This is a genomic window from Microlunatus capsulatus (assembly GCF_017876495.1).
In the GTDB taxonomy this organism is placed as follows: domain Bacteria; phylum Actinomycetota; class Actinomycetes; order Propionibacteriales; family Propionibacteriaceae; genus Microlunatus; species Microlunatus capsulatus.
The window spans coordinates 873468-893819 of record NZ_JAGIOB010000001.1 but is presented as its reverse complement, the minus strand read 5'-3'; the positions used below and the strand labels follow the sequence as shown (position 1 = coordinate 893819).

Genomic DNA, 20352 nt, shown 5'->3' with positions numbered 1-20352 from the left:
CCCGGACGCGACAGAAGTCCGTGACCACCTGCTCGGGGGTTCAGGTGGTCACGGACTTCAGATCGAGGTGTCGGGGACCAAGCTCGGGGGTTCATGGCCCCCGACACGTGGACAACACTAGAGGCCCCGGAGAGGCGGGGGGAGGGGTTCTGCTGTCCTCTTGCGGACATGTCCACAAGAGGACAGAACACGCCTCCCGCACGGGGTGTCCCAGCCCCCGGGGGTGGCTCTACGCTTCAGTTGAAGGTCCGACGAACAGCGGAGACAGCATGACCCAGCACACCGGTCCGGGCGATCACCTGGGCGGCGAGATGCGCGCCGCCGCCGTCGCCGGGCTCGCGCAACGCGTCGCGGAGGTCTACGGGCGGGCCGACGAGGACCTCCGCCACGCCGTCCACGACTCCCTGATGGCCGGCCTCCCCGCGTCGGTGCTCGTCGAGGCCACCGCCGCGGTGCCGGGAGACCCGGGCGCCGGCGACGACCGCCGCGACTGAGCCACCCGTCGGTCGCGGACGGAGACCAGGCTCACACCGGTGCGTGGGTGAAACCGCGCCCACAGGGTACCGGGACGCTTCCAGACAGGTGTCGAGGGGCTTCGAGGTGACCGCATGACCACGGTGCAGCGCACGGCGACGGTGCGGCCGGTCGCGGCTCCCACCCGTCAGCTGGGGACGGTGTCGTGGAAGTGGATCACGACGACTGATCACAAGGTGATCGGGAACCTGTACTTCATCACCTCGATGGCGTTCTTCTTGTTGGGTGGTGTGCTGGCGCTCGGCATTCGTGCCGAGTTGGCGTTCCCGGGGTTGCAGTACCTGTCGCGGGAGACGTACAACCAGTTCTTCACGATGCACGGCACGATCATGTTGTTGTTGTTCGCGACGCCGTTGTTCGCGGGGTTCGCGAACGCGATCATGCCGTTGCAGATCGGTGCCCCGGATGTGGCGTTCCCGCGGTTGAACATGCTGTCGTACTGGCTGTACCTGTTCGGCGGTCTGGTGACCGTCTCCGGGTTCTTGTCGCCGTCGGGTGCGGCCAGCTTCGGCTGGTTCGCCTACACCCCGCTCAGCGACTCGGTGAACTCTCCGGGTGTGGGTGGTGACCTGTGGATCATGGGCCTCTACATGGCCGGTCTGGGGACGATTCTGGGTGCGGTGAACTTCATCACGACGATCCTGTGCATGCGGGCGCCGGGGATGACGATGTTCAGGATGCCGATCTTCACCTGGAACATCCTGGTCACCTCGATCCTGGTGCTGATCGCGTTCCCGATCCTCGCGGCGGCGTTGTTGGTGCTGGAGGCGGACCGGACGTTGGGTGCGCATGTGTTCGATGCCGCGAACGGTGGCCCGATCCTGTGGCAGCACCTGTTCTGGTTCTTCGGGCACCCGGAGGTGTACATCATCGCGTTGCCGTTCTTCGGGATCATCACCGAGATCTTGCCGGTGTTCTCCCGGAAGCCGATCTTCGGTTATGTGGGTCTGGTCGGTGCGACGTTGATGATCGCCGCCCTGTCGGTGGCGGTGTGGGCGCACCACATGTATGTGACGGGTGCGGTGAACCTGCCGTTCTTCTCGTTCATGACGTTCTTGATCGCGGTGCCGACGGGGGTGAAGTTCTTCAACTGGATCGGCACCATGTGGGGTGGCAACATCGCGATGCGGACCCCGATGCTGTGGGCGATCGGGTTCTTGACCACGTTCTTGTTCGGTGGTCTGACGGGTGTGATCCTGGGTTCCCCGCCGTTGGACTTCCAGCTGTCGGACTCCTACTTCGTGGTGGCGCACTTCCACTACGTGGTGTTCGGGACGGTGGTGTTCGCGATGTTCGCCGGGTTCTACTTCTGGTGGCCGAAGTTCACCGGCCGGATGCTCGACGAGACCCTGGGCAAGGTCCACTTCTGGTTGTTGTTCATCGGCTTCCACGTCACCTTCTTGGTGCAGCACTGGCTGGGGGTGGAGGGGATGCCCCGCCGTTACGCCGACTACCTCCCCAACGAGGGGTTCACGGTGCTCAACCAGGTGTCCTCGGCGGGCGCGTTCCTGCTGGGGGCGTCGATGATCCCGTTCTTCTGGAACGTGTGGAAGTCGCGGAACGCCCCGTTGGTGAACAACGACGACCCGTGGGGTTGGGGCCGGTCGCTGGAGTGGGCCACCTCGTCGCCGCCGCCGCGGCACAACTTCACCTCGATCCCGCGGATCCGTTCGGAGTCCCCGGCCTTCGACCTGCACCACCCCGAGGTCGCCCTGTCGGAGTACGAGGGCACCGATGGCGACAAGATGTTCGACGACAGCATGGTCGACTCACCCGACGACAGCGGTCGCCGCGAGGAGCTGCAGCGGCGGACCGAGGGTCGCACCGACGACCCGACCGCCCACCACGAGGAGGGGCACCCGAGCCGCTCGCCGGAGCCGGGCGTCGGCAACTAGACGCCGCCCCGCCGTCCGCCGTCACCCCGGCGTGGCGGCGTTGCGCAGCCGGATGCCGCTGAAGCCCGCCGTGCTGGCCGTGACCGTGCGCCACCAGGGCCACAGGTCGCGGACCAGGCGCACCTCGACGCCGGCCTCGGCGTGCAGGCCGAGCAGGTCCGCGACCGGCTCCGGCGGTCCCAGCGGCACCACCGCGCGGTCGGCCACGAAGGCGTGCGGCTCGGGCTCGCCCAGCGGGCGGAACGCCGCGGCGTCGAAGCGGTAGGCGTAGAGCCGGACGGCGAGGATCCGCCGCAGCCAGCCGTGCTCGACGACGTGCACCCGGTCGGCGGCCGGTCCGAGGACGGCCAGCCGGTCCTCCGCGGTGGTGCCCGGCCGGACCCACGCCATCGCCCGCGGGCACTCCCGGGGGAACCAGTAGCTCGGCGCGTTGGCGGCGTCGACGGCCCAGACCAGCGGCTCTCGTTCTGCCGAGGTCGGCGCGACCCGGGGCTCGAAGCGCCGCAGGTGCGGGTCCTCCGAGAAGTGCAGGACCTGCCCGGGCTCAGGCCGCACGACGTCCCCGGGCGGCCACCCCGCCACCCTCGCACGCGCCGGCCGTCGAGCTCTACCCTGCTGCCGTGCACACCTGGGAGGACGAGCGCCGCGCCTTCTCCGACGCGGCCGACTGGTTCGCGGGGCTGACCGCGCGGGTCGGCGACCGGTGGGAGGAGCCCGGGCTGGGGGAGTGGGACGTGCGCTCGCTGGTCGGCCACACCGGCCGCGCGCTGCTCACCGTCGAGACCTACCTCGCCCGGCCGGCCCCGCCGGCGCTGGAGGTGCCGTCGGCGCCCGCCTACTACGCGGCGGCCCGGCGGCTGGTGGGCGGACCGGAGGTGACCGAGCGCGGGCGCGCCGCGGGCCGCGACCTGGGCGAGGACCCGGTCGCCGCAGTGGCCGCGCTCGTCGCCCGCGTGCCCGCCCTGCTGAAGGACCGCGACGGGTCCGAGCTGGTACCCACCGTCGTCGGCGCGATGCGGCTGCGCGACTACCTGCCCACCCGGGTCCTCGAGCTCGCCGTCCACGGGTCCGACCTCGCGGCCGCCCTCGGGGTGCCCGCGGAGGTCCCGCCGCGGGCGGCTGCGAGCAGCCTGCACCTCCTCGCCGACCTCGCCGTGGCCGACGGCCGGAGCGCCACCCTGCTGCGCTCGCTCACGGGGCGGACCGCGCTGCCGGCGGGCACCACGCTCCTCTGAGGGAGCCGGGGCCCACCCGTGCACTGCTCCCTGCACCCTGACGCCGACCTGCGCTTCTGAAGCCGGGTCAGGGGCAGAGCTGGCCGGCGTGGTCGCCCTCCGTGCTCCTGCGGGACGCCACCGGCGGGGTCCAGCTGGACTCCTGCGGTGGCGCGGAGACATCCTCACCCAGGTTTTCTCGGCTCGTCAAGTTCCTCGGCGCTCATGTTGCTCGACGATCAAGTGGTTGTCTGCTCAAGGGGTGTGGGAGCCGACGGGAGCGATCACGCACCTCGGCGCTCCGACGCCGGCTCCACGGGGTGCTCCCCGCATCCAGAGGGCCACCGGCCGCCGAACCCTGGTCAGCCCTGCCCGGTCCAACAGCGTGGCCTCGCAGCCAGGCGAGCCCAGCCCCCGTCAGCGCTGGCGGGGGCTGGGTACCGCCCGGCGGACCGTCTCAGGTCCCGCAGAAAGTGCGGTAGCGGCCGAACCCCTCCGGCGCCGGCTCGGCGTAGCGCTCCCGGCCCGGTCGCTCGACGAACGGGTCGGTGACGACCTCCAGCAGCCGGTGCAGCGGGTCCAGGTCGCCCAGGGTGGCCGCCGTCAGCGCCTCCTCGACGAGGTGGTTGCGCGGGACGTAGCAGGGGTTCACCCGGTCCATCGCGGCTGCGTCGGGGGCCAGGGCGCGCCAGCGCCCGAGCCAGCCGTCGAGGGCCGACGGGTCCTCCACCAGCGCCCGCACCGGCTCCTCGTCCCCGCGCGCCGCGTCGGCGAGCCGGCGGAAGAAGCCGGTGTGGTCGGCCCGGGTGGCGGCCAGCAGCGGCAGCGCCTCGGCGACCACCGCGGCGACAGCCGGCCCGTCGCCGGCCGCCTCGAGCCCCAGCTTCGCGCGGAGGCCCGCGGTCAGCTCCTCCTCGTACCGGGGCGCGAACTGCCCCAGCGACTCCACCGCCAGCGCGACCGCCTGCTCCTGGTCGTCGTCGAGGAGCGGCAGCAGGGACTCCGCGAGCCGGGCGAGGTCCCACTCCGCGACGGCGGGCTGGTTGCCGTAGGCGTAGCGGCCCCGCTCGTCGATGCTGCTGAAGACCGTCGCCGGGTCGTGGGCGTCGAGGAAGGCGCAGGGGCCGTAGTCGATGGTCTCGCCCGAGATCGTCATGTTGTCGGTGTTCATCACCCCGTGCACGAACCCGACGAGCATCCACCGCGCGACCAGGGACGCCTGCGCCGCGATGACGGCCTCCAGCAGGGCCCGGTAGCGGTCCTCCCGCTCCGCGGCGGCCGGGTGGTGCCGCGCGATCGCGTGGTCGGCCAGCCGCCGCGTCAGGTCGACGTCGCCGCTCGCCGCCGCGTACTGGAAGGTCCCGACGCGGAGGTGGCTGCTGGCCACCCGGGCCAGCACGGCCCCGCGCTGCACCGTCTCCCGCTGCACCGGGCGGCCGGTGGCGGTGACCGCCAGGGCCCGCGTCGTCGGGATGCCGAGCGCGTGCACCGCGGCGCTCACCAGGAGCTCGCGCAGCATCGGGCCGACGGCGGCCAGCCCGTCCCCGCCGCGGGAGAAGGGGGTGCGGCCCGACCCCTTGAGGTGCAGGTCGTGCAGCCCGCCCGCCGGGTCCTCGACCTCTCCGAGCAGCAGGGCCCGGCCGTCGCCGAGCCGGGGCGACCAGCCGCCGAACTGGTGGCCGGCGTAGGCCTGGGCGACCGGCGTCGCGCCCTCGGGCACCAGGGCGCCCACCAGCAGGCGGACGCCGTCCTCCCCGCGCAGCCAGTCCGGGTCCAGGCCCAGCTCCCGGGCCAGGGCGTCGTCCAGCACGAGGAGCCGCGGCTCGGGGGCCTCGGCGGCCCGCCAGGGGACGGCCAGGGCCCCCAGCTCGGAGGCGAACCGGTGCTGCAGGGTCAGGACGGGCGAGGGGCGACGCTCACCGCTCGAGCCTACGACCCGCGGCTCCGGCCGTCGGGCCGGTCGCGGCCCGCCCTACGATGAGCGCGCCGCCACCGCGGGCGGCCGTGGTCCCGCCGCGCACGCGCTCCGCGCCGCCGTCCGGGGCGCGGAGGTGATCGGCGAGGAGAACCGCGTGCACGTCCTGGTCCTGGGTGCCGCCGGCATGATCGGCCGCAAGCTCACCGCCCGGCTGGTGGCCGACGGCCACGTCGGCGGCCGTGCGCTCGACCGGCTGACCCTGGCCGACGTCGTCGCGCCCGAGCGGCCGGCGGGGACGGACGGCGACGTCGCGCTGGTGGCCGCCGACCTCGCGGCCCCGGGGGAGGCCGGGCGCCTGCTCGCCGGCCGGCCGGACGTGGTCTTCCACCTGGCCGCGGTGGTCTCGGGCGAGGCGGAGGCCGACGTCGACAAGGGGTACCGGGTCAACCTCGACGGCACCCGCGAGCTGCTCGACGCCGTCCGGGCCGCGCACGAGGCCGACGGCTACCGGCCCCGGCTGGTCTTCACCTCCTCCATCGCGGTCTACGGCGCACCGCTGCCGGACCCGATCCCCGAGGAGTTCCACGCCACCCCGCTGACCAGCTACGGGACCCAGAAGGCGATCGGCGAGCTGCTGCTCGCCGACCACACCCGGCGGGGATGGGTCGACGGGATCGGCGTCCGGCTGCCGACCATCTGCATCCGCCCCGGCCGGCCCAACCAGGCGGCGTCGGGCTTCTTCTCGAGCATCCTGCGCGAGCCGCTGGTGGGCGAGGAGGCCGTGCTGCCGGTGCCCGAGAGCGTCCGGCACTGGCACGCGTCGCCGCGCTCGGCCGTCGCGTTCCTCGTCCGGGCCGCCGCGCTGGACGGCGAGCAGGTCGGACCGCGGCGGACGCTCTCGATGCCGGGCCTCAGCGCGACCGTCGGGGAGCAGATCGAGGCGCTGCGCCGGGTGGCGGGGGAGCGGGCAGTCCGGCTGATCCGCCACGAGCCGGACCCCGCGGTGATGCGGATCGTCGAGACCTGGGCGCCGGCGCTGGAGGCGACGCGGGCCCTCGCCCTCGGCTTCACCGCCGAGGCCTCGTTCGACGAGATCATCCGGGTGCACGTCGAGGACGAGCTCGGCGGCTCGCTGCCGGCCTGAGCCGCGCGGTCCCGAGCCCCCACGCGGCCGGGCGTCGACCACCCTGGACGTCACCCGCGACCGGCTGGTAGGCATGCCGCCATGGCAGTCAGAGACGACGCTCCCGGCCGCGGTTCCGCCGCCGACAGCTTCCCCACCACGACGCTCCCGCGCCCCGAGGTGCGCGACCTGCCCGACGCCCCGGTCGCCTACCGCAAGCTGATCGGGCCGGGCATCGTCGCCGCCGGCGTCGGCCTCGCGTCGGGTGAGTTCATCCTCTTCCCCTTCATCGCCAGCCAGGTCGGCCTGATCTTCGTCTGGGCCGCGCTGGTCGGCCTGTTCACCCAGTACTTCATCAACCTGGAGATCGAGCGCTACACCCTGGCCACCGGGGAGACGGCGCTGACCGGCTTCAGCCGCTACTGGCGGCACTGGGGCCTGGTCTTCGCGATCCTCGCCTACTTCGCCAACCTCTGGCCGGGCTGGGCGACCAGCAGCGCGACGCTGGCCTCCTACGTCTTCGGCGGGACGCCGACCTACATCGCCATCGGGATGCTGCTCGCCATCGGCCTCATCCTCACCCTCGCCCCCGTCGTCTACGTGGCGCTGGAGCGCGCGCAGATGCTCAAGGTCGCCGCGGTGGTGCTGCTCTTCGTCGTCGGCGCCATCGTCGCCGTGGGGGCCGAGGCCTGGGCGGACGTGCCGCAGATCGTCACCCGGCCCGGCATCCCCGTCGAGCAGCTGGGCATCGCCACCCTGCTGGGCGCGCTCGCCTTCGCCGGGGCCGGCGGCGGGCAGAACCTCGTGCAGTCCAACTGGATGCGGGACAAGGGCTTCGGGATGGGGGAGTACGTGCCCCGGCTGGTCAGCCCGATCACCGGGCAGCCCGAGGCGAAGCCGTCCACCGGCTACATCTTCGAGCCCACGAAGGCCAACCTCGCCCGCTGGAAGGGCTGGTGGAAGTTCGCCAACGTCGAGCAGCTCTGCACCTTCGTGCTGATCACCTTCTTCACCATCCTGTTCACCTCGCTGCTGGCCTACTCCACCGTCTTCGGCCGGGAGGGCCTGGCCAACAACATCGGGTTCATCAGGACCGAGGGCGAGGTGCTGGCCGAGCGGGTCGGGTCCTGGTTCAAGTACTTCTTCTGGATCATCGGCTCGTTCTCGCTGTTCGCGGCCGCGCTGGGCATCGTCGACTACACGAGCCGGCTGGCCGCGGACGTCCTCAAGACCAGCTACGCGCGGAAGGCGAACGAGTCGAAGATGTACGCCGCCCTGGTCTGGGGCCTGGTGGGCGTCGGCATCGTCGTGCTGCTGGCGGGCTTCGACCAGCCCATCGTCCTGCTGGTCATCGCCGCCGTCGTCGGCGGCTTCATGATGTTCATCTACTCCGGGCTGCTGATCCTCATCAACCGGAAGATCCTGCCGGCGCCGATCCGGATCCGGGGCGTGCGGCTGGGCGCGATGATCTGGTCGATCCTGCTGTTCGGGACGCTCTCGTTCCTGACCTTCCGCGACCAGCTGGGCAAGCTCTTCGGCTGAGCCGGGCCGTGCCGTGCCGTGCCGGGCCGGCGGGGCTCCCGCGCCCCGTCGGCACGGCCGCGCCCGGTGCACCGGGCGCGGGAGCAGCAGCGGGGCGCGGAGAGCACCGGCGGGGCGCGGGATCAGGCCTCAGGCGGGCTTCGGGCCCCGGTGCGCGCGGTGGATGACCACCAGCAGGGCGGCGAAGCTGCCGCCGCCGACGACGAGGTGCACCCAGAGGTTGTCCAGCCCGTCCCAGGCGGCGTGCAGGAGCACGGCGGCGACGAAGACCCCGACCAGCCGGGCGACGGCGCGGCCCTTGCGCGGGTCGGACGCGACGGCCCACAGGGCGGCGACGGTGAGCCCGGTCCAGGCGACGTGGCCCGCCGGGGAGAGCAGGGCCCGCAGCAGCAGCGTCTGCTCGACGCTGACCAGGCTGCCGCTGCGCAGCAGGGCGTTGAAGCCGTAGCCCATCGTCTCCAGGGTGGCGAAGCCCATCCCGCTGGCGACGCCCACGATCACCCCGGCGCGGGGGTCGCGGTAGCGGGTGACCAGCAGCACGACGAGCGGCACCACCAGCTTGGCGCTCTCCTCGATCAGCCCGACCATGATCATCGGCAGCGCGCCCAGCCGGTGCAGGGCGTCGTACTCCAGCGTGCCGGCGGCGACCGTGCCGACGACGCCGCCGAGCACCGCCACCAGCGCGATCAGCCCCGGCGGCACCAGCACCTGGCGTCCGCTGGAGGCGGCGAAGACCAGGACCGAGGCGGGCACGACGATCGAGCCCAGAAGGATGAGCGAGGGCACGAAGTTGAGGTTCTCGGTGGCCACGAGGGTGCGCAGCACGAGCAGGTAGGCCAGGGCGCCGGCGAGCAGCACCCACAGCCAGCCGAGGCGGCGGAGGCGGCCCGGCCGGGGGGCGGCGGGCGAGGGCGCGGGCAGGGACGCGGTCGTCATGGCGGTATCTTCGCGCTCCGGCGCCACGACGTGCGCCACCGACCACGAGGAGTGCTGTGCCCGCGATGATCCCCGCCCGTTTCGAGGTCCTGGACGAGCGCTTCGCCGGCACGGGGGGCGACCGCTTCCTGGAGCAGGTCTTCGACCGCGGCCGCTGGCTGGAGGGCCCGGCCTACGCCCCGGCCGCCCGGGTGCTGCTGTTCAGCGACATCCCCAACGACCGGGTGCTGCGCTACGACGAGGTGAGCGGGCGCACCGACGTCTTCGCCACGCCCGCCGACTTCCCGAACGGCCGCACCCTCGACCCCCAGGGCCGCTTCGTCAGCTGCGAGCACGGCGCGCGCCGGGTGACCCGGGTGGAGCACGACGGCAGCACCACCGTGCTCGCCGACTCCTGGCAGGGCCGCCGGCTCAACAGCCCCAACGACGTCGTCGTCCGCTCCGACGGCTCGATCTGGTTCACCGACCCCAGCTACGGCATCCACACCGACTACGAGGGCCACCGCGGCACCTCCGAGATCGGCGCCCGGCACGTCTTCCGGCTGGGCCCCGACGGCGGCGAGCCCGAGGTGGTGGCCGACGACTTCGTGCAGCCGAACGGGCTGGCGTTCTCCCCCGACGAGCGGCACCTCTACGTCGTGGACAGCGACCAGCACACCATCCGGCTCTTCGACGTCGACGGCGCCCGGCTCCGCGGCGGGGCCGTCTGGGCGGCCGACGACCTCGGCTACGACGGGCTGCGCTTCGACGACGGCGGCCGGCTGTGGGCCGCGGCGCAGGACGGGGTGCACTGCTACCACCCCGACGGCACCCTGCTGGGCAAGCTGCTGGTGCCCGAGATCGTGGCCAACCTGGAGTTCGGCGGGCCGCAGCGCAACCAGCTCTACCTGACGGCGACGACCTCGCTCTACACCCTGCGGGTCAACTTCCGGGGCGCGCGGCCGCGCTGACCCCGGCGGGGGTGCCGGCCGGGTCCGGCGGGACCGTGCGGCCGGCGACCACGACGGCGCCGGCCAGCAGGGCGACGCCGAGCACCGCCGTCGTGGAGGCCAGGGCGTGCTGGCCCGCGCTCCACTGCAGCTCGACGTCGGCGCCGTTGGGCAGCCGGCGGAAGGGCGAGGCCACGACCCAGCCGACGAAGATCCAGCCGAGCGCGGTGAACCAGCCCGGCAGGGGGGCCAGCGGGCGGTCGGCGGCGTCGCGGCCCCGGCTGTGCTGGATCAGGCACAGGGCCAGCGGGACCACCCAGACGAAGTGGTGCAGCCACGAGACCGGGGAGGCCAGCAGGCTGGCGACGCCGCAGAGGGTGACGGCCAGGGCCACGTCGCGGCGGTACCAGCGCCAGCCGGCCCAGACGCCGAGCGCGGCGACCAGGGCGGACAGGGCCAGGCCGAGCGCGGCGGCCCCGCCGCCCAGCCCGAGGACCCGGACGACGTCGGCCATCACGGACTGGTTCGTGTAGTAGATGATGCTGCCGCCCAGGCCGGTGTCGCCGTGCGCCAGCCGGCCCCAGAAGCCCAGGGAGGCGCGTGGGGCGACGACGGCGCTGGCCAGCGTGACGACCAGGCCGGTGACGACGGCGGTCACGAAGGCCCGGGTGCGGCGGACCACCAGGAGCTGGACGACGAAGATCGCCGGCGTGAGCTTGACGGCCGCGGCGAGCGCGGTGAGGGCGCCCTCGGGGAGCAGCCGGCGCGCGGCGACCCGGGGCCCGGGGACGAGGTCCAGGACGACGAGGGCGACCAGGAAGATGCCCAGCTGGCCGAAGGCCAGCGTCTGGGTGACCGGCTCCACGAACCAGACGCAGGCCGTGCCCACCAGGCTCAGCACCCAGCCGTGCAGCCCGAAGCGGTGCAGCACGGCCAGCAGCGCGAGGACGCCTGCGACCGTCCAGCCGATCTGCACCAGGGCCGTCGGCAGCAGCGCGAGCGGCACGGCCAGCACCGCGGCGAAGGGCGGGTACAGGAACTGCAGGGAGCCGGGCAGGGTGTAGAAGTCGCCGCCCTGGAGCAGCACGAGGCCCGCGCGGCGGTAGACGTCGAGGTCGACCATCACCGGCCGCCAGGGCACGAAGCGGCCGCCGCCGAAGGTGGTGGCGGCCACGTAGAGCCCGACGAGCACGGGCAGCAGGCAGACGGCGACGCCGCGGAGCGCCCGGGTCACGACGTCAGCGTGGGCTCGGCGCCGGCGGTCGCGGCCGTCCGGGCGACCCAGTCCTGGATCGTGCGCCCGACGCCGGACTCGGCGTTGGCCGGCACGACCCGGTACGGGCCCTCGAGCAGCAGCGGGTGCGCGTTGGCGACGACGTGCGGCAGCCCGGCCCAGCTGAGCATGGCGACGTCGTTCGGCATGTCCCCGAAGGCGGCCACGTCGGCGGGGTCGACGCCCAGGCGGGCGCAGCAGCGCGCCAGCATCGACGCCTTGCTGACCCCGGGGCCGCTGACCTCCACCAGCCCGACGCCGTGGGCGGCGGAGTGGGTGACGGTCAGCCGGTCGCCGACGACGGCGAGCACGTCGGCCAGCAGCCGGTCGGCGTCCAGGGCCTGGCTCTGCACCAGCATCTTGACGAACGGCTCGGTGTGGGCGATCTGCTCCGCCGGCCCGGTGAACAGGGCCGGGTCGACGGCCGGGTCGGACCGCCACAGCCGGTAGCCGTCCTCGTGCCCGAAGCGGGTGCCGGACTCGAAGGCGAAGGCGGCGTCGGGCACGGCCGCCCGGACGGCCCGGACCGCCTCCAGAGCCACCAGCGGGTCCACGCAGACCCGGTCGAGCAGCTCACCGGAGCCGAGGTCGTACAGCACGGCCCCGTTGCTGGCGATCACCGTCGGGTGGGCGCCGGGCAGGTCGCGGATGACGTCGAGCCAGCGCACCGGCCGCCCGGTGGCGAACAGCACGAGGATGCCCGCCTCTTGCGCGGCGAGGACCGCGGCCCGGTTCTCCGCGCTGACGGTGCCGTCGGGGGAGAGGAAGGTGCCGTCCATGTCGGTGACGACGACCCGGGGCACCCGGTCGTCGAGGTCCCGGGCGCGGGGCGCGACGGGGCTCACAGCCGCGACCTCGGCGACGGGCTGCCGGGCTCGCCGGAGGGCGAGGGCCCGCCGCCACCGCCGCCGGACTCGGTGGCCGAGGGCGCCGGGGAGGGCGACTCGGCGGACTCGCTGCCCGAGGGCGACGGGCCGCCGGACTCCGAGCCGCTGGGCGAGGGGGAGCCGGAGCCCGACTCCGAGCTGGACGGCGAGGGCGAGCCGGACTGCGGCGACGGGGACCCCGACTGCGGCGACGGCGAGCCGGACTGCGGGGACGGGGAGCTGCTCGCGGGCGGCGGGCTGCCGGACTGCCCGGTGGGCGGCGGCGGAGCCTGCGGCGGCTGGTTGCGGAAGACGAGGATGGCGATGAGCACCGCGAGCGCGGCGAGCAGCAGCATGAGCAGCCAGGAGACGAGGATCGTCCGCCAGCCGGCCCGGTCGTAGCGACCCGGCCAGGGCAGCGGCCACAGCCGGGCGAGCCCGGGCCGGACGCGGTCCACCCAGTAGTGCTGGTAGTCCGGTCCCGAGGCCGCGCCCTGCGGCGGCAGGTCGGCGATCTCGACGTCGTCGAGCACGCGGCGGGCCCGCTCGGCGGCGGCGGGGGAGCCGTCGTAGGCCAGCGCGACCCACGGCGCGACGAGGGCGGCGTCGGGCGGGACCGGTCCGTCGGCGTCGGGCCGGTAGCGGCGACCCAGCCGCCCGGAGTCCTGACCGTGGCCGCCGCGGGCGAGCACGTCGTCGATGTGCAGGTGGTTGACCGCGCCGGAGAGCCGCTCGCGGGCCGCCGCGTCGGCGGTCGCTCCCTCCGACAGCAGGACGACGAGCGCCGGGGTGTCGGCGCCGTCGTGGGCGGTGTAGACGACGCCGGCCGGGGTGGCGTGCAGCCGGGCGTCGAGCCAGTACTCGCCGACGCGGGGCGGGTCCTGCTCGCGGACCGGGCTCAGCGGCACGTAGCCGTCGTCGTCGAGGGGCGCGGTGGGCCAGGGGTCGTCGTCCGGCGGGGGCGGCGGGACGGGCGGGCCGTACCCGCCGGCGGGGTCCCCCCCGGGGCCGGGCGCCGCGGCGCTGGACGAGCCGGGTGGGGGGCCGCCTGGACCGGGGCCGGGGGGCCCGGGCTGCTGCTCGGGGCCGTCGGGGGACGGCGCGGGCGGCTCGGGCGTCGACATCGGTCCCCATCAGATCACACGGGACGGTCCCGTCCGGGCCGTCGCGCCACGGGCCGTGGCGTCGCCCGAGTCTATTCGCCGCGCGGGACCGCCCCGGCGGACCGCGGACGTGGCAGCCTGGGGCCCGGCCGCACCGTCGGCGGCCGCCAGGGCCCGCCACCGCGCGGCCCGGTCGGGCCCCGGGGGCGGTTGGGCCGGTCTGAGAGGATGTCCGGGTCGTCGTCCGCGGTGCGCGCGCACCACCGGGCCCGAGATCCCCACAGGAGCAGTGAGTGAGCAGTCCGTCCTACGGCCAGCAAGGACAGGTGTCCGAGCGCCAGAACGGCCAGAGCCACCCGGCGCCGTTGGCCAACCAGCAGGCGTCGCGCCTCCTCCAGGACGCGATCGCCGGCGTCCAGCGCGTGATCGTCGGCCAGGAGTCGATGGTCGAGCAGCTGATGGTCGGGCTGCTGGCGAAGGGCCACTGCCTCCTCGAGGGCGTGCCCGGCGTGGCCAAGACGCTGGCGGTGCGCAGCTTCGCCACCGTCGTCGGCGGCGACTTCGCCCGCATCCAGTTCACCCCGGACCTGGTGCCCTCCGACATCGTCGGCACCCGGATCTACAAGGCCAGCCAGGAGACGTTCGACGTCGAGCTGGGCCCGGTCTTCGTGAACTTCGTGCTGGCCGACGAGATCAACCGCGCGCCCGCCAAGGTGCAGGCCGCGATGCTCGAGCTGATGGCCGAGAAGCAGGTCTCGATCGGCGGCACCACCTACCCGGTCCCGCAGCCGTTCATCGTCATCGCCACCCAGAACCCCGTCGAGTCCGAGGGCGTCTACCCGCTCCCGGAGGCGCAGCGCGACCGGTTCCTGCTGAAGATCGACGTGCCCTACCCGCGCGGCAACGAGGAGTTCGAGATCCTCCGCCGGATGAGCGTCGACCCGCCCAGCGCGCGGCCGGTGCTGAACCCGGAGATGATCCTCGACCTGCAGCGCCAGGCCGGCGAGGTCTTCGTGCACAACCTCGTGGCCGAGTACATCGTCCGCCTGGTGCTGGCCACCCGGACGCCCGCCGAGTTCGGCATCCCCGACCTCGAGCAGGTCATCCAGATCGGCTGCAGCCCGCGCGCCACGCTGGGCCTGGTCGCGGCCAGCCGCGCCCTGGCCCTCATCCACGGCCGCGACTACGTGCTCCCCACCGACGTCCAGGCCGTGGCCAAGAACGTCATGGCCCACCGCATCGTCCTCGGCTTCGACGCCGTCGCCGACAACATCTCCGCCGCGCAGGTGGTCGAGCGGATCGTCGCCATGGTCCCGCCGCCCACCCCGGTCTGGAACGGCCAGCAGCAGCAAGCCCCGCGCGGTGGACAGCCGCAGCAGCCCCAGCAGCCCCAGCCGCAGCAGCCCCAGGCCCAGCAGCCCCAGCCGGGCCAGCCGTACCCGCAGGGCCAGCCCTACCCGCCCCCCGCCTACCCGCCGCCCCCGGGCGACGGCCGCTGAGCGAGCGCGTGGCGACCCCCGCCCCCGGACCGGCCTACCCGCCGCCCAGCGGCCGGCCGGCCGGCGTGCCCGCGCCCGGTGGTGGACCGGCGTCCGCGCTGGAGCAGCAGCACGGGGCCGTGGCGTCGGTGCTGGGCGAGCCGACCCGGGCGACCATCCCGCTGAACAAGCTCGCGCCCGAGGCGGCGCTGCGCCGGCTGGAGCTGACGATCGTCCGGCGCCTGGAGGGCTACCTGCACGGCGACCACCTGGGCCTGCTGCCCGGGCCGGGCTCGGAGACCAACGACGCCCGCGCCTACATCGCCGGCGAGGACGACGTCCGCAAGATCGACTGGGCCGTCACCGCCCGGACGACGGTGCCCTACGTCCGCGACACCATGTCCGACCGCGAGCTCGAGGTCTGGGCGCTGCTGGACGTGACGCCGTCGATGAACTGGGGGACCGAGGGCGTCACCAAGCGCGATCTCGGCATCGCCGCCATCGCCACCATCGGCTTCCTCAGCCAGAAGATGGGTGACCGCTTCGGCGGCTACGTGATGCGCCCGGACTCGCTGCGCCGGCTGCCCGCGCGCTCGGGCCGCTCCGCGCTCTACGCCCTGCTGCGCTCGATGCTCACCGAGCCGTTCGTGCCCGACCACGCGACCGGCTCGATGTCGCTCGCCGCCGGCATCGAGCAGCTGTCGCGCACCCAGCGGCGCCGCGGCCTGCGCGTCGTCGTCTCGGACTTCCTGACCCCGGGAGACCACGAGCTCGACCCGAACGTCGAGCCCGAGTGGGAGCGCTCGATGCGCCGGCTGGGGGTGCGGAACCAGGTGCTGGCCGTCGAGGTGGTCGACCGGCGCGAGGTCGAGTTCCCCGACGTCGGCGACATGCTGATCCGCGACCCCGAGACCGACTTCGAGCGCTACGTGAACACCGCCGACCCCGACGCCCGGGCCCGGATGGACGCGGCCAGCGCCGCCCAGCGGGAACGGATCCGGATCGCCCTTCGTCGTGCTGGTGTCGGGCACATCCAGCTGCGCACCGACCAGGACTGGGTGGCCGACATCGCCCGGTTCGTGCTGGCCTACCGCCGGGTGGCCAGCATGCTGCACGCACCGCCCCAGGGAGTGACCAAGTGAACCGCCGGAGCACGACGTGACCACGACCGCCGTCGGCCTGGTGCCGCAGCTGGCGTTCCTGGACCCGGAGCGCCTGCTGATCCTGCTCGTCATCCCCCTGATGGTGGCGGCCTACGTCTTCGCCACCCGCCGCAAGAACCGGCGCGGGATGCGGTTCACCAACACCTCGATGCTCGAGGTCGTGGTGCCCAAGCAGTCCCAGTGGCGCCGCCACCTCGCCGTCGCGCTGTCCCTGCTGAGCCTCATCACCCTGACGGCGGCGTTCGCGCGGCCCAAGACCGAGGTCCAGGTCCCGCGGGAGCGGGCCACCGTCGTGCTGGTCATCGACGCGTCGCTGTCGATGCAGGCCACCGACGTGCAGCCCAGCCGGCTCGACGCGGCCAAGCAGGCGGCGACGGAGTTCGTCGCCGAGCTGCCCGAGAAGTACAACGTCGCCGTGGTCTCGATGGCCGGGGCGTCGTCGGTGCTCGTGCCGCCGACCACGGCGCACAACACCGTCGAGAACGCCATCAACAGCATCCAGCTGCAGGACTCCACCGCCATCGGCGAGGGCATCGCCACCGCGATGCGCGCGCTGTCCCAGGCGCCGAAGGACCCGGACGACCCGGAGTCGGTGGCGCCGGGCGCGATCGTCCTGCTCAGCGACGGCTCGAACACCGTCGGCCGGTCCCCGCAGCAGGCGGCGGCCGAGGCCGGCGCGGCCGAGGTGCCCGTCTACACGATCGCCTACGGCACCGAGAACGGCTACGTCGACCTGGACGGGAAGCGCGAGCCGGTGCCCGTCGACCACGAGGAGATGCAGCAGGTGGCCGACCTCAGCGGCGGCGAGTACTTCTCCGCCGCCACCGCCGACCAGCTCCGCTCGGTGTACGAGAACATCGGCTCCGAGGTGGGGTACGAGAAGGCCGACCGCGAGGTGACCGCGCGGTTCGCCGGCTACGGCCTCGCCCTCGCCGTGCTGGCCGCCCTGGGCGCCATCTCGCTGGGCGCGCGGTGGCCGTGATGACGACGACGCTGCTCGCGGCACCCGCCCTGGTGCCGATGCTGTCCTTCCTGGCGCCCGGCCGGCTCTGGCTGCTGCTGCTGATCCCCGCCCTGGTGGGGCTGTACCTCGCGCTGGTGCGCCGGGCCGGCCGGCGCCGCGCCGCGGTGGGCCGGACGATGTTCGACCTCGTCATACCCCGGGACCGGACGTGGCTGCGGCACGTCGCCGTCGGGCTCTCGATCCTCAGCCTGGCCACGCTGACGATGGCGTTCGCCAAGCCCAAGGACGAGGTGTCGGTGCCGCGCGAGCGGGCCACGGTCGTCGTGACGATCGACGTCTCGCTCTCGATGGAGGCCACCGACGTCGAGCCCAACCGGATCGAGGCGGCCAAGGCTGCGGCCGAGGACTTCGTCACCAGCCTGCCGCCCAAGTTCAACGTCTCGGTGGTGTCCTTCGCGGGGACGGCGACGACGCTGGTCCCGCCCACGCTGGACCGCGGCGCGGCCACGGCGGCGATCCAGGCCCTCCAGCCGCAGCCGTCGACGGCCATCGGCGAGGGCATCTACACCTCGCTGGCCGCCCTGGCCCAGGTGCCGCCGGACCCCGACGACCCCGAGGCCGTGGTGCCCGCCCGGATCGTGCTGCTGAGCGACGGCAAGACCCAGGTGGGCCGTTCCTCCGCCGAGGCGGCCGAGGCCTCCAAGGCCCAGGACGTGCCGATCTACACGATCGCCTACGGCACCGCCGACGGCTACATCGAGGTCAGCGGGCGCCGCGAGCCGGTGCCGGTCGACCGCTCCGAGCTGGCCCGGGTCTCCCGGGTGTCCGGCGGCGAGGCCTACACCGCGACGTCGGCCGGCCAGCTCAAGGAGGTCTACGAGGACATCGGCAGCTCGGTCGGCACCGAGAAGGTCGACCAGGAGGTCACCTCGCGCTACGCCGGCTTCGGGCTGGGTTTCGCGATCCTCGCCGCCTTCGGGATGATCTCGCTGGGCGCCCGCTGGCCCTGACGGCCCCGTCGCCCCTCCCTGCTCCTCCCGCCCTCCCCGACCCCGGAGACCCCATGCCCGCCGACCCCGGACCGACCGGGCGCCCCGTGGCGCCGCTGGTCGAGGCCACGGTCGTGGCCCGGGCGCAGGACGGGGACGTCGGGGCGTTCGAGCAGCTCGTCCGGCGCTACGAGGCCGAGATCTTCCGGCTGGCGTACCGGATGCTGTCGGACCGCGGGGAGGCCGAGGACGTCGTCCAGGACAGCTTCGTGCTGGTCTGGCGGCAGCTGCCCACGCTGCAGGACCCGCAGGCCTTCCACGCCTGGCTCTACCACCTGGCCACCCGGCGCTGCCTCGACGTGCTGCGCGCCCGCGCCCGCCGCCGCACCGACCTGGCCGCCACCGACGACGCGCTCGACGACCGGGTGGACGACAGGGCCGCGCGCGGCCGCGGGCCGGCCGAGCTGGCCGAGGTCGCCGCCCAGGTCCGCGGGCTCGACGCGGTGCTCGCCACCCTGCCGGACGAGCAGCGGGCGTGCTGGGTGCTCAAGGAGCTGCACGACCTCAGCTACCCCGAGATCGCCTACGTCGTCGGCGTCCCGGTCAGCACGGTGCGCGGCCGGCTGGCCCGCGCCCGCCGAGAGCTCGCCCGGGGGATGGCGTCGTGGCAGTGAGCGAACCGACCCGCCTCGGCTGCGGCCGCGACGCCGACGAGGTCTGGGAGGGCCTCGACGAGCCGCCCGGCCCGCACGAGCAGCAGTGCCCCTTCTGCCAGGCCGCCCGCGCCAGCCTCGACGAGCTCTCGACGGCGACGGCCGCGATGACGGCGGCCGACCGGGCCGACCCCGCGCTGCGCACCAGCAGCAGCGTGCTGGACGGCATCCTCGGCCTCGCCCGCGTCGAGGTCCGGCGCGGTCGTCGGCTGCCGCTGGAACGGCCGGCCGCCGACGAGCTGACGACGGAGCTGACCGTCAGCGAGCAGGCCGTGGTCGGCGTGGTGTGGGCGACCGGCGACGCCGTGCCGGGTGTCCAGGCCCGGCGGTGCCGGGTCGAGCTGGTGGAGCAGGACCCCGCCGACGAGGGCGACCGGGTCCGGGTGCGGGTCGTGCTCGGTCTCAGCGTGTCCGCCGCCGTGGCCATCCCGGCGGTGACCGCGGAGCTGCGGCGCCGCGTCGTCGAAGAAGTCGACCGACAGGTGGGCGTCGAGGTGGTCTCGGTCGACCTGCGGGTGGAAGATGTCCACGATGTCTGATCAGATGGCGCGCGACCTGATCGCGGACGACGGGATGTTGCTGGCCCTGGCCGACGGCGCCCCGCCGTCCGTCGACGACGACGCCCTGGCCTCGGCGCTGGTCACCGCCGTGCTCGCCACCCCGGGTGTGGTCCGGCTGGAACCCACGCTGCAGGCGGCGCTGCGCCGGCTCCGCCGCGACCGGGGAGCCGGTGCCGGCCCGCCCGGAGAGCTGCGGCTGACCCGACGGGGCGACGTCGTGGACGTCGGGGTCGACCTGGTCACCGCGCCGGACGCGCAGGCCCGGCGCACCGCCGAAGCCGTCCGGGAGCGGCTGCGCTCGCAGCTCGCCGCTTCCGGTCTCCGGGTCGGCGCGCTCAGCGTCAGCGTGCTCTCCATCGAGGCGGGCGCCGTGCTGCCCGCCGGCGCGGTCCTCACCTGAGGCCCGCGACCCCGCTGCGGCGCGCCGCCTGGCTAGGCTCGACGCCATGACGTCGGTCGCCGAGCGGGCTGCGCAGGTGCGCGAGCGGATCGACGCCGCGTGCCGGGCAGCCGACCGCGACCCGGGCTCGGTGCGGCTGATGGCCGTCACCAAGACGCACGGCCTGGACGTGCTGGAGGAGGCTTACGGCGCGGGGCTGCGGCTGTTCGGGGAGAACCGGGTGCCGGAGGCCGCGGAGAAGGCCGAGCAGCTGGCCGACCGTCCCGGACTCGCCTGGGCCCTGATCGGCCACCTGCAGACGAACAAGGTCGCCCGGGCGCTCCGCTTCACCACCGAGCTGCACACGCTGGACTCGCTCAAGCTGGCCGAGGCGCTGGACCGCCGCCTGCAGGAGCAGGGCCGCGGGCTCGACGTCTTCGTCCAGGTCAACACCTCCGGCGAGGAGGCCAAGACGGGCCTGGCGCCCGACGCCGTCGAGGCCTTCGCCCTCGACCTGCGCCCATTCAGCGCGCTCCGGGTCCGCGGCCTGATGACCCTGGCCGTCTACTCCGACGACGAGGCGGCCGTCGCTGCCTGCTTCACCCGCCTGACCGACCTGCAGCAGCGGCTCCGCCAGCTCGACGCCGCCCCGGGCTCCTGGGACGAGCTGTCGATGGGCATGTCCGGGGACTTCGAGCTGGCCATCGCGCACGGGGCCACCACCGTCCGGGTGGGCCAGACCCTCTTCGGCGCCCGCCCGCCCGTCACCTGAG

Annotated in this window: 20 protein-coding genes; 14 read left to right on the top strand and 6 right to left on the bottom strand. The window is 74.1% G+C overall.

The features are described 5' to 3' along the window. Positions 1 to 269: 269 nt before the first annotated feature. Together JOF54_RS04100 and ctaD are read left to right on the top strand one after the other, a co-directional pair. Positions 270 to 494 (top strand): hypothetical protein, encoded by a 225-nt coding sequence (locus JOF54_RS04100; protein ID WP_210053221.1) that lies wholly within the window; start codon positions 270 to 272, stop codon positions 492 to 494. 114 nt (positions 495 to 608) lie between these two features. Further along, positions 609 to 2429, top strand: a complete 1821-nt coding sequence (gene ctaD, locus JOF54_RS04095) for an aa3-type cytochrome oxidase subunit I (protein WP_210053219.1) — start codon at positions 609 to 611, stop codon at positions 2427 to 2429. A gap of 21 nt (positions 2430 to 2450) precedes the next feature. On the opposite strand, the gene JOF54_RS04090 is transcribed toward ctaD, so the two are convergent. Next, a complete protein-coding gene (locus JOF54_RS04090; RefSeq protein ID WP_210053217.1) occupies positions 2451 to 2984 on the bottom strand; it encodes a DUF6886 family protein in 534 nt (177 codons plus the stop codon). Between the two features lie 65 nt (positions 2985 to 3049). Here JOF54_RS04090 and JOF54_RS04085 point away from each other — a divergent pair, with 65 nt between their 5' ends. Further along, positions 3050 to 3664: a maleylpyruvate isomerase N-terminal domain-containing protein gene (locus JOF54_RS04085; RefSeq protein WP_210053215.1), complete on the top strand. Its 615-nt coding sequence runs from the start codon at positions 3050 to 3052 to the stop codon at positions 3662 to 3664. Positions 3665 to 4100: 436 nt separating this feature from the next. On the opposite strand, the gene JOF54_RS04080 is transcribed toward JOF54_RS04085, so the two are convergent. Beyond that, the gene (locus JOF54_RS04080; protein WP_281073561.1) at positions 4101 to 5534 is read right to left on the bottom strand and encodes a protein adenylyltransferase SelO; all 1434 of its coding nucleotides are present in this window, start codon (positions 5532 to 5534) and stop codon (positions 4101 to 4103) included. A gap of 181 nt (positions 5535 to 5715) precedes the next feature. On the opposite strand from JOF54_RS04080, the gene denD reads away from it, so the two are divergent. Continuing rightward, positions 5716 to 6705: a D-erythronate dehydrogenase gene (gene denD, locus JOF54_RS04075; protein ID WP_210053212.1), complete on the top strand. Its 990-nt coding sequence runs from the start codon at positions 5716 to 5718 to the stop codon at positions 6703 to 6705. A gap of 81 nt (positions 6706 to 6786) precedes the next feature. Beyond that, positions 6787 to 8226 (top strand): Nramp family divalent metal transporter, encoded by a 1440-nt coding sequence (locus JOF54_RS04070; RefSeq protein ID WP_210053210.1) that lies wholly within the window; start codon positions 6787 to 6789, stop codon positions 8224 to 8226. A gap of 129 nt (positions 8227 to 8355) precedes the next feature. Here the strand turns inward: JOF54_RS04070 and JOF54_RS04065 are convergent, their stop codons facing one another. Further along, positions 8356 to 9162: a PrsW family intramembrane metalloprotease gene (locus JOF54_RS04065; RefSeq protein ID WP_210053208.1), complete on the bottom strand. Its 807-nt coding sequence runs from the start codon at positions 9160 to 9162 to the stop codon at positions 8356 to 8358. Positions 9163 to 9227: 65 nt separating this feature from the next. Between JOF54_RS04065 and JOF54_RS04060 the strand changes: the two genes are divergently transcribed. Beyond that, positions 9228 to 10112: an SMP-30/gluconolactonase/LRE family protein gene (locus JOF54_RS04060; protein ID WP_210059341.1), complete on the top strand. Its 885-nt coding sequence runs from the start codon at positions 9228 to 9230 to the stop codon at positions 10110 to 10112. Here the strand turns inward: JOF54_RS04060 and JOF54_RS04055 are convergent. The 3 genes from JOF54_RS04055 to JOF54_RS04045 are packed head-to-tail and all read right to left on the bottom strand — an operon-like array spanning position 10084 to position 13354. Further along, a complete protein-coding gene (locus JOF54_RS04055; RefSeq protein ID WP_210053206.1) occupies positions 10084 to 11325 on the bottom strand; it encodes a glycosyltransferase 87 family protein in 1242 nt (413 codons plus the stop codon). The genes JOF54_RS04060 and JOF54_RS04055 overlap by 29 nt on opposite strands. Next, the gene (locus JOF54_RS04050) at positions 11322 to 12209 is read right to left on the bottom strand and encodes an HAD family hydrolase (protein WP_210053204.1); all 888 of its coding nucleotides are present in this window, start codon (positions 12207 to 12209) and stop codon (positions 11322 to 11324) included. Before JOF54_RS04050 ends, JOF54_RS04055 begins: the two co-directional genes overlap by 4 nt. Beyond that, positions 12206 to 13354: a hypothetical protein gene (locus JOF54_RS04045; RefSeq protein WP_245357954.1), complete on the bottom strand. Its 1149-nt coding sequence runs from the start codon at positions 13352 to 13354 to the stop codon at positions 12206 to 12208. The genes JOF54_RS04050 and JOF54_RS04045 overlap by 4 nt, the downstream gene beginning before the upstream one ends. 305 nt (positions 13355 to 13659) lie before the next feature. On the opposite strand from JOF54_RS04045, the gene JOF54_RS04040 reads away from it, so the two are divergent. The 8 genes from JOF54_RS04040 (at position 13660) to JOF54_RS04005 (ending at position 20351) form a co-directional block, all read left to right on the top strand. After that, positions 13660 to 14832, top strand: a complete 1173-nt coding sequence (locus JOF54_RS04040; RefSeq protein WP_372443507.1) for an AAA family ATPase — start codon at positions 13660 to 13662, stop codon at positions 14830 to 14832. 119 nt (positions 14833 to 14951) lie between these two features. Then, on the top strand, positions 14952 to 15953 hold the full coding sequence (locus JOF54_RS04035; protein WP_210059339.1) for a DUF58 domain-containing protein: 1002 nt from the start codon (positions 14952 to 14954) through the stop codon (positions 15951 to 15953). Between the two features lie 16 nt (positions 15954 to 15969). After that, positions 15970 to 16956, top strand: coding sequence for a VWA domain-containing protein (locus JOF54_RS04030; RefSeq protein WP_307803825.1), 987 nt, complete (start codon positions 15970 to 15972; stop codon positions 16954 to 16956). Then, positions 16956 to 17948: a VWA domain-containing protein gene (locus JOF54_RS04025; RefSeq protein ID WP_210053200.1), complete on the top strand. Its 993-nt coding sequence runs from the start codon at positions 16956 to 16958 to the stop codon at positions 17946 to 17948. Before JOF54_RS04030 ends, JOF54_RS04025 begins: the two co-directional genes overlap by 1 nt. A 53-nt stretch (positions 17949 to 18001) precedes the next feature. Next, complete coding sequence (locus JOF54_RS04020; RefSeq protein ID WP_210053198.1) at positions 18002 to 18601, top strand: RNA polymerase sigma factor; 600 nt, start codon at positions 18002 to 18004, stop codon at positions 18599 to 18601. Next, on the top strand, positions 18598 to 19179 hold the full coding sequence (locus tag JOF54_RS04015) for an Asp23/Gls24 family envelope stress response protein (RefSeq protein ID WP_210053195.1): 582 nt from the start codon (positions 18598 to 18600) through the stop codon (positions 19177 to 19179). The genes JOF54_RS04020 and JOF54_RS04015 overlap by 4 nt, the downstream gene beginning before the upstream one ends. After that, positions 19172 to 19600 (top strand): hypothetical protein, encoded by a 429-nt coding sequence (locus JOF54_RS04010; RefSeq protein WP_210053192.1) that lies wholly within the window; start codon positions 19172 to 19174, stop codon positions 19598 to 19600. The genes JOF54_RS04015 and JOF54_RS04010 overlap by 8 nt, the downstream gene beginning before the upstream one ends. Before the next feature lie 46 nt (positions 19601 to 19646). Continuing rightward, positions 19647 to 20351 (top strand): YggS family pyridoxal phosphate-dependent enzyme, encoded by a 705-nt coding sequence (locus tag JOF54_RS04005; protein ID WP_210053191.1) that lies wholly within the window; start codon positions 19647 to 19649, stop codon positions 20349 to 20351. Position 20352 lies beyond the last annotated feature (1 nt).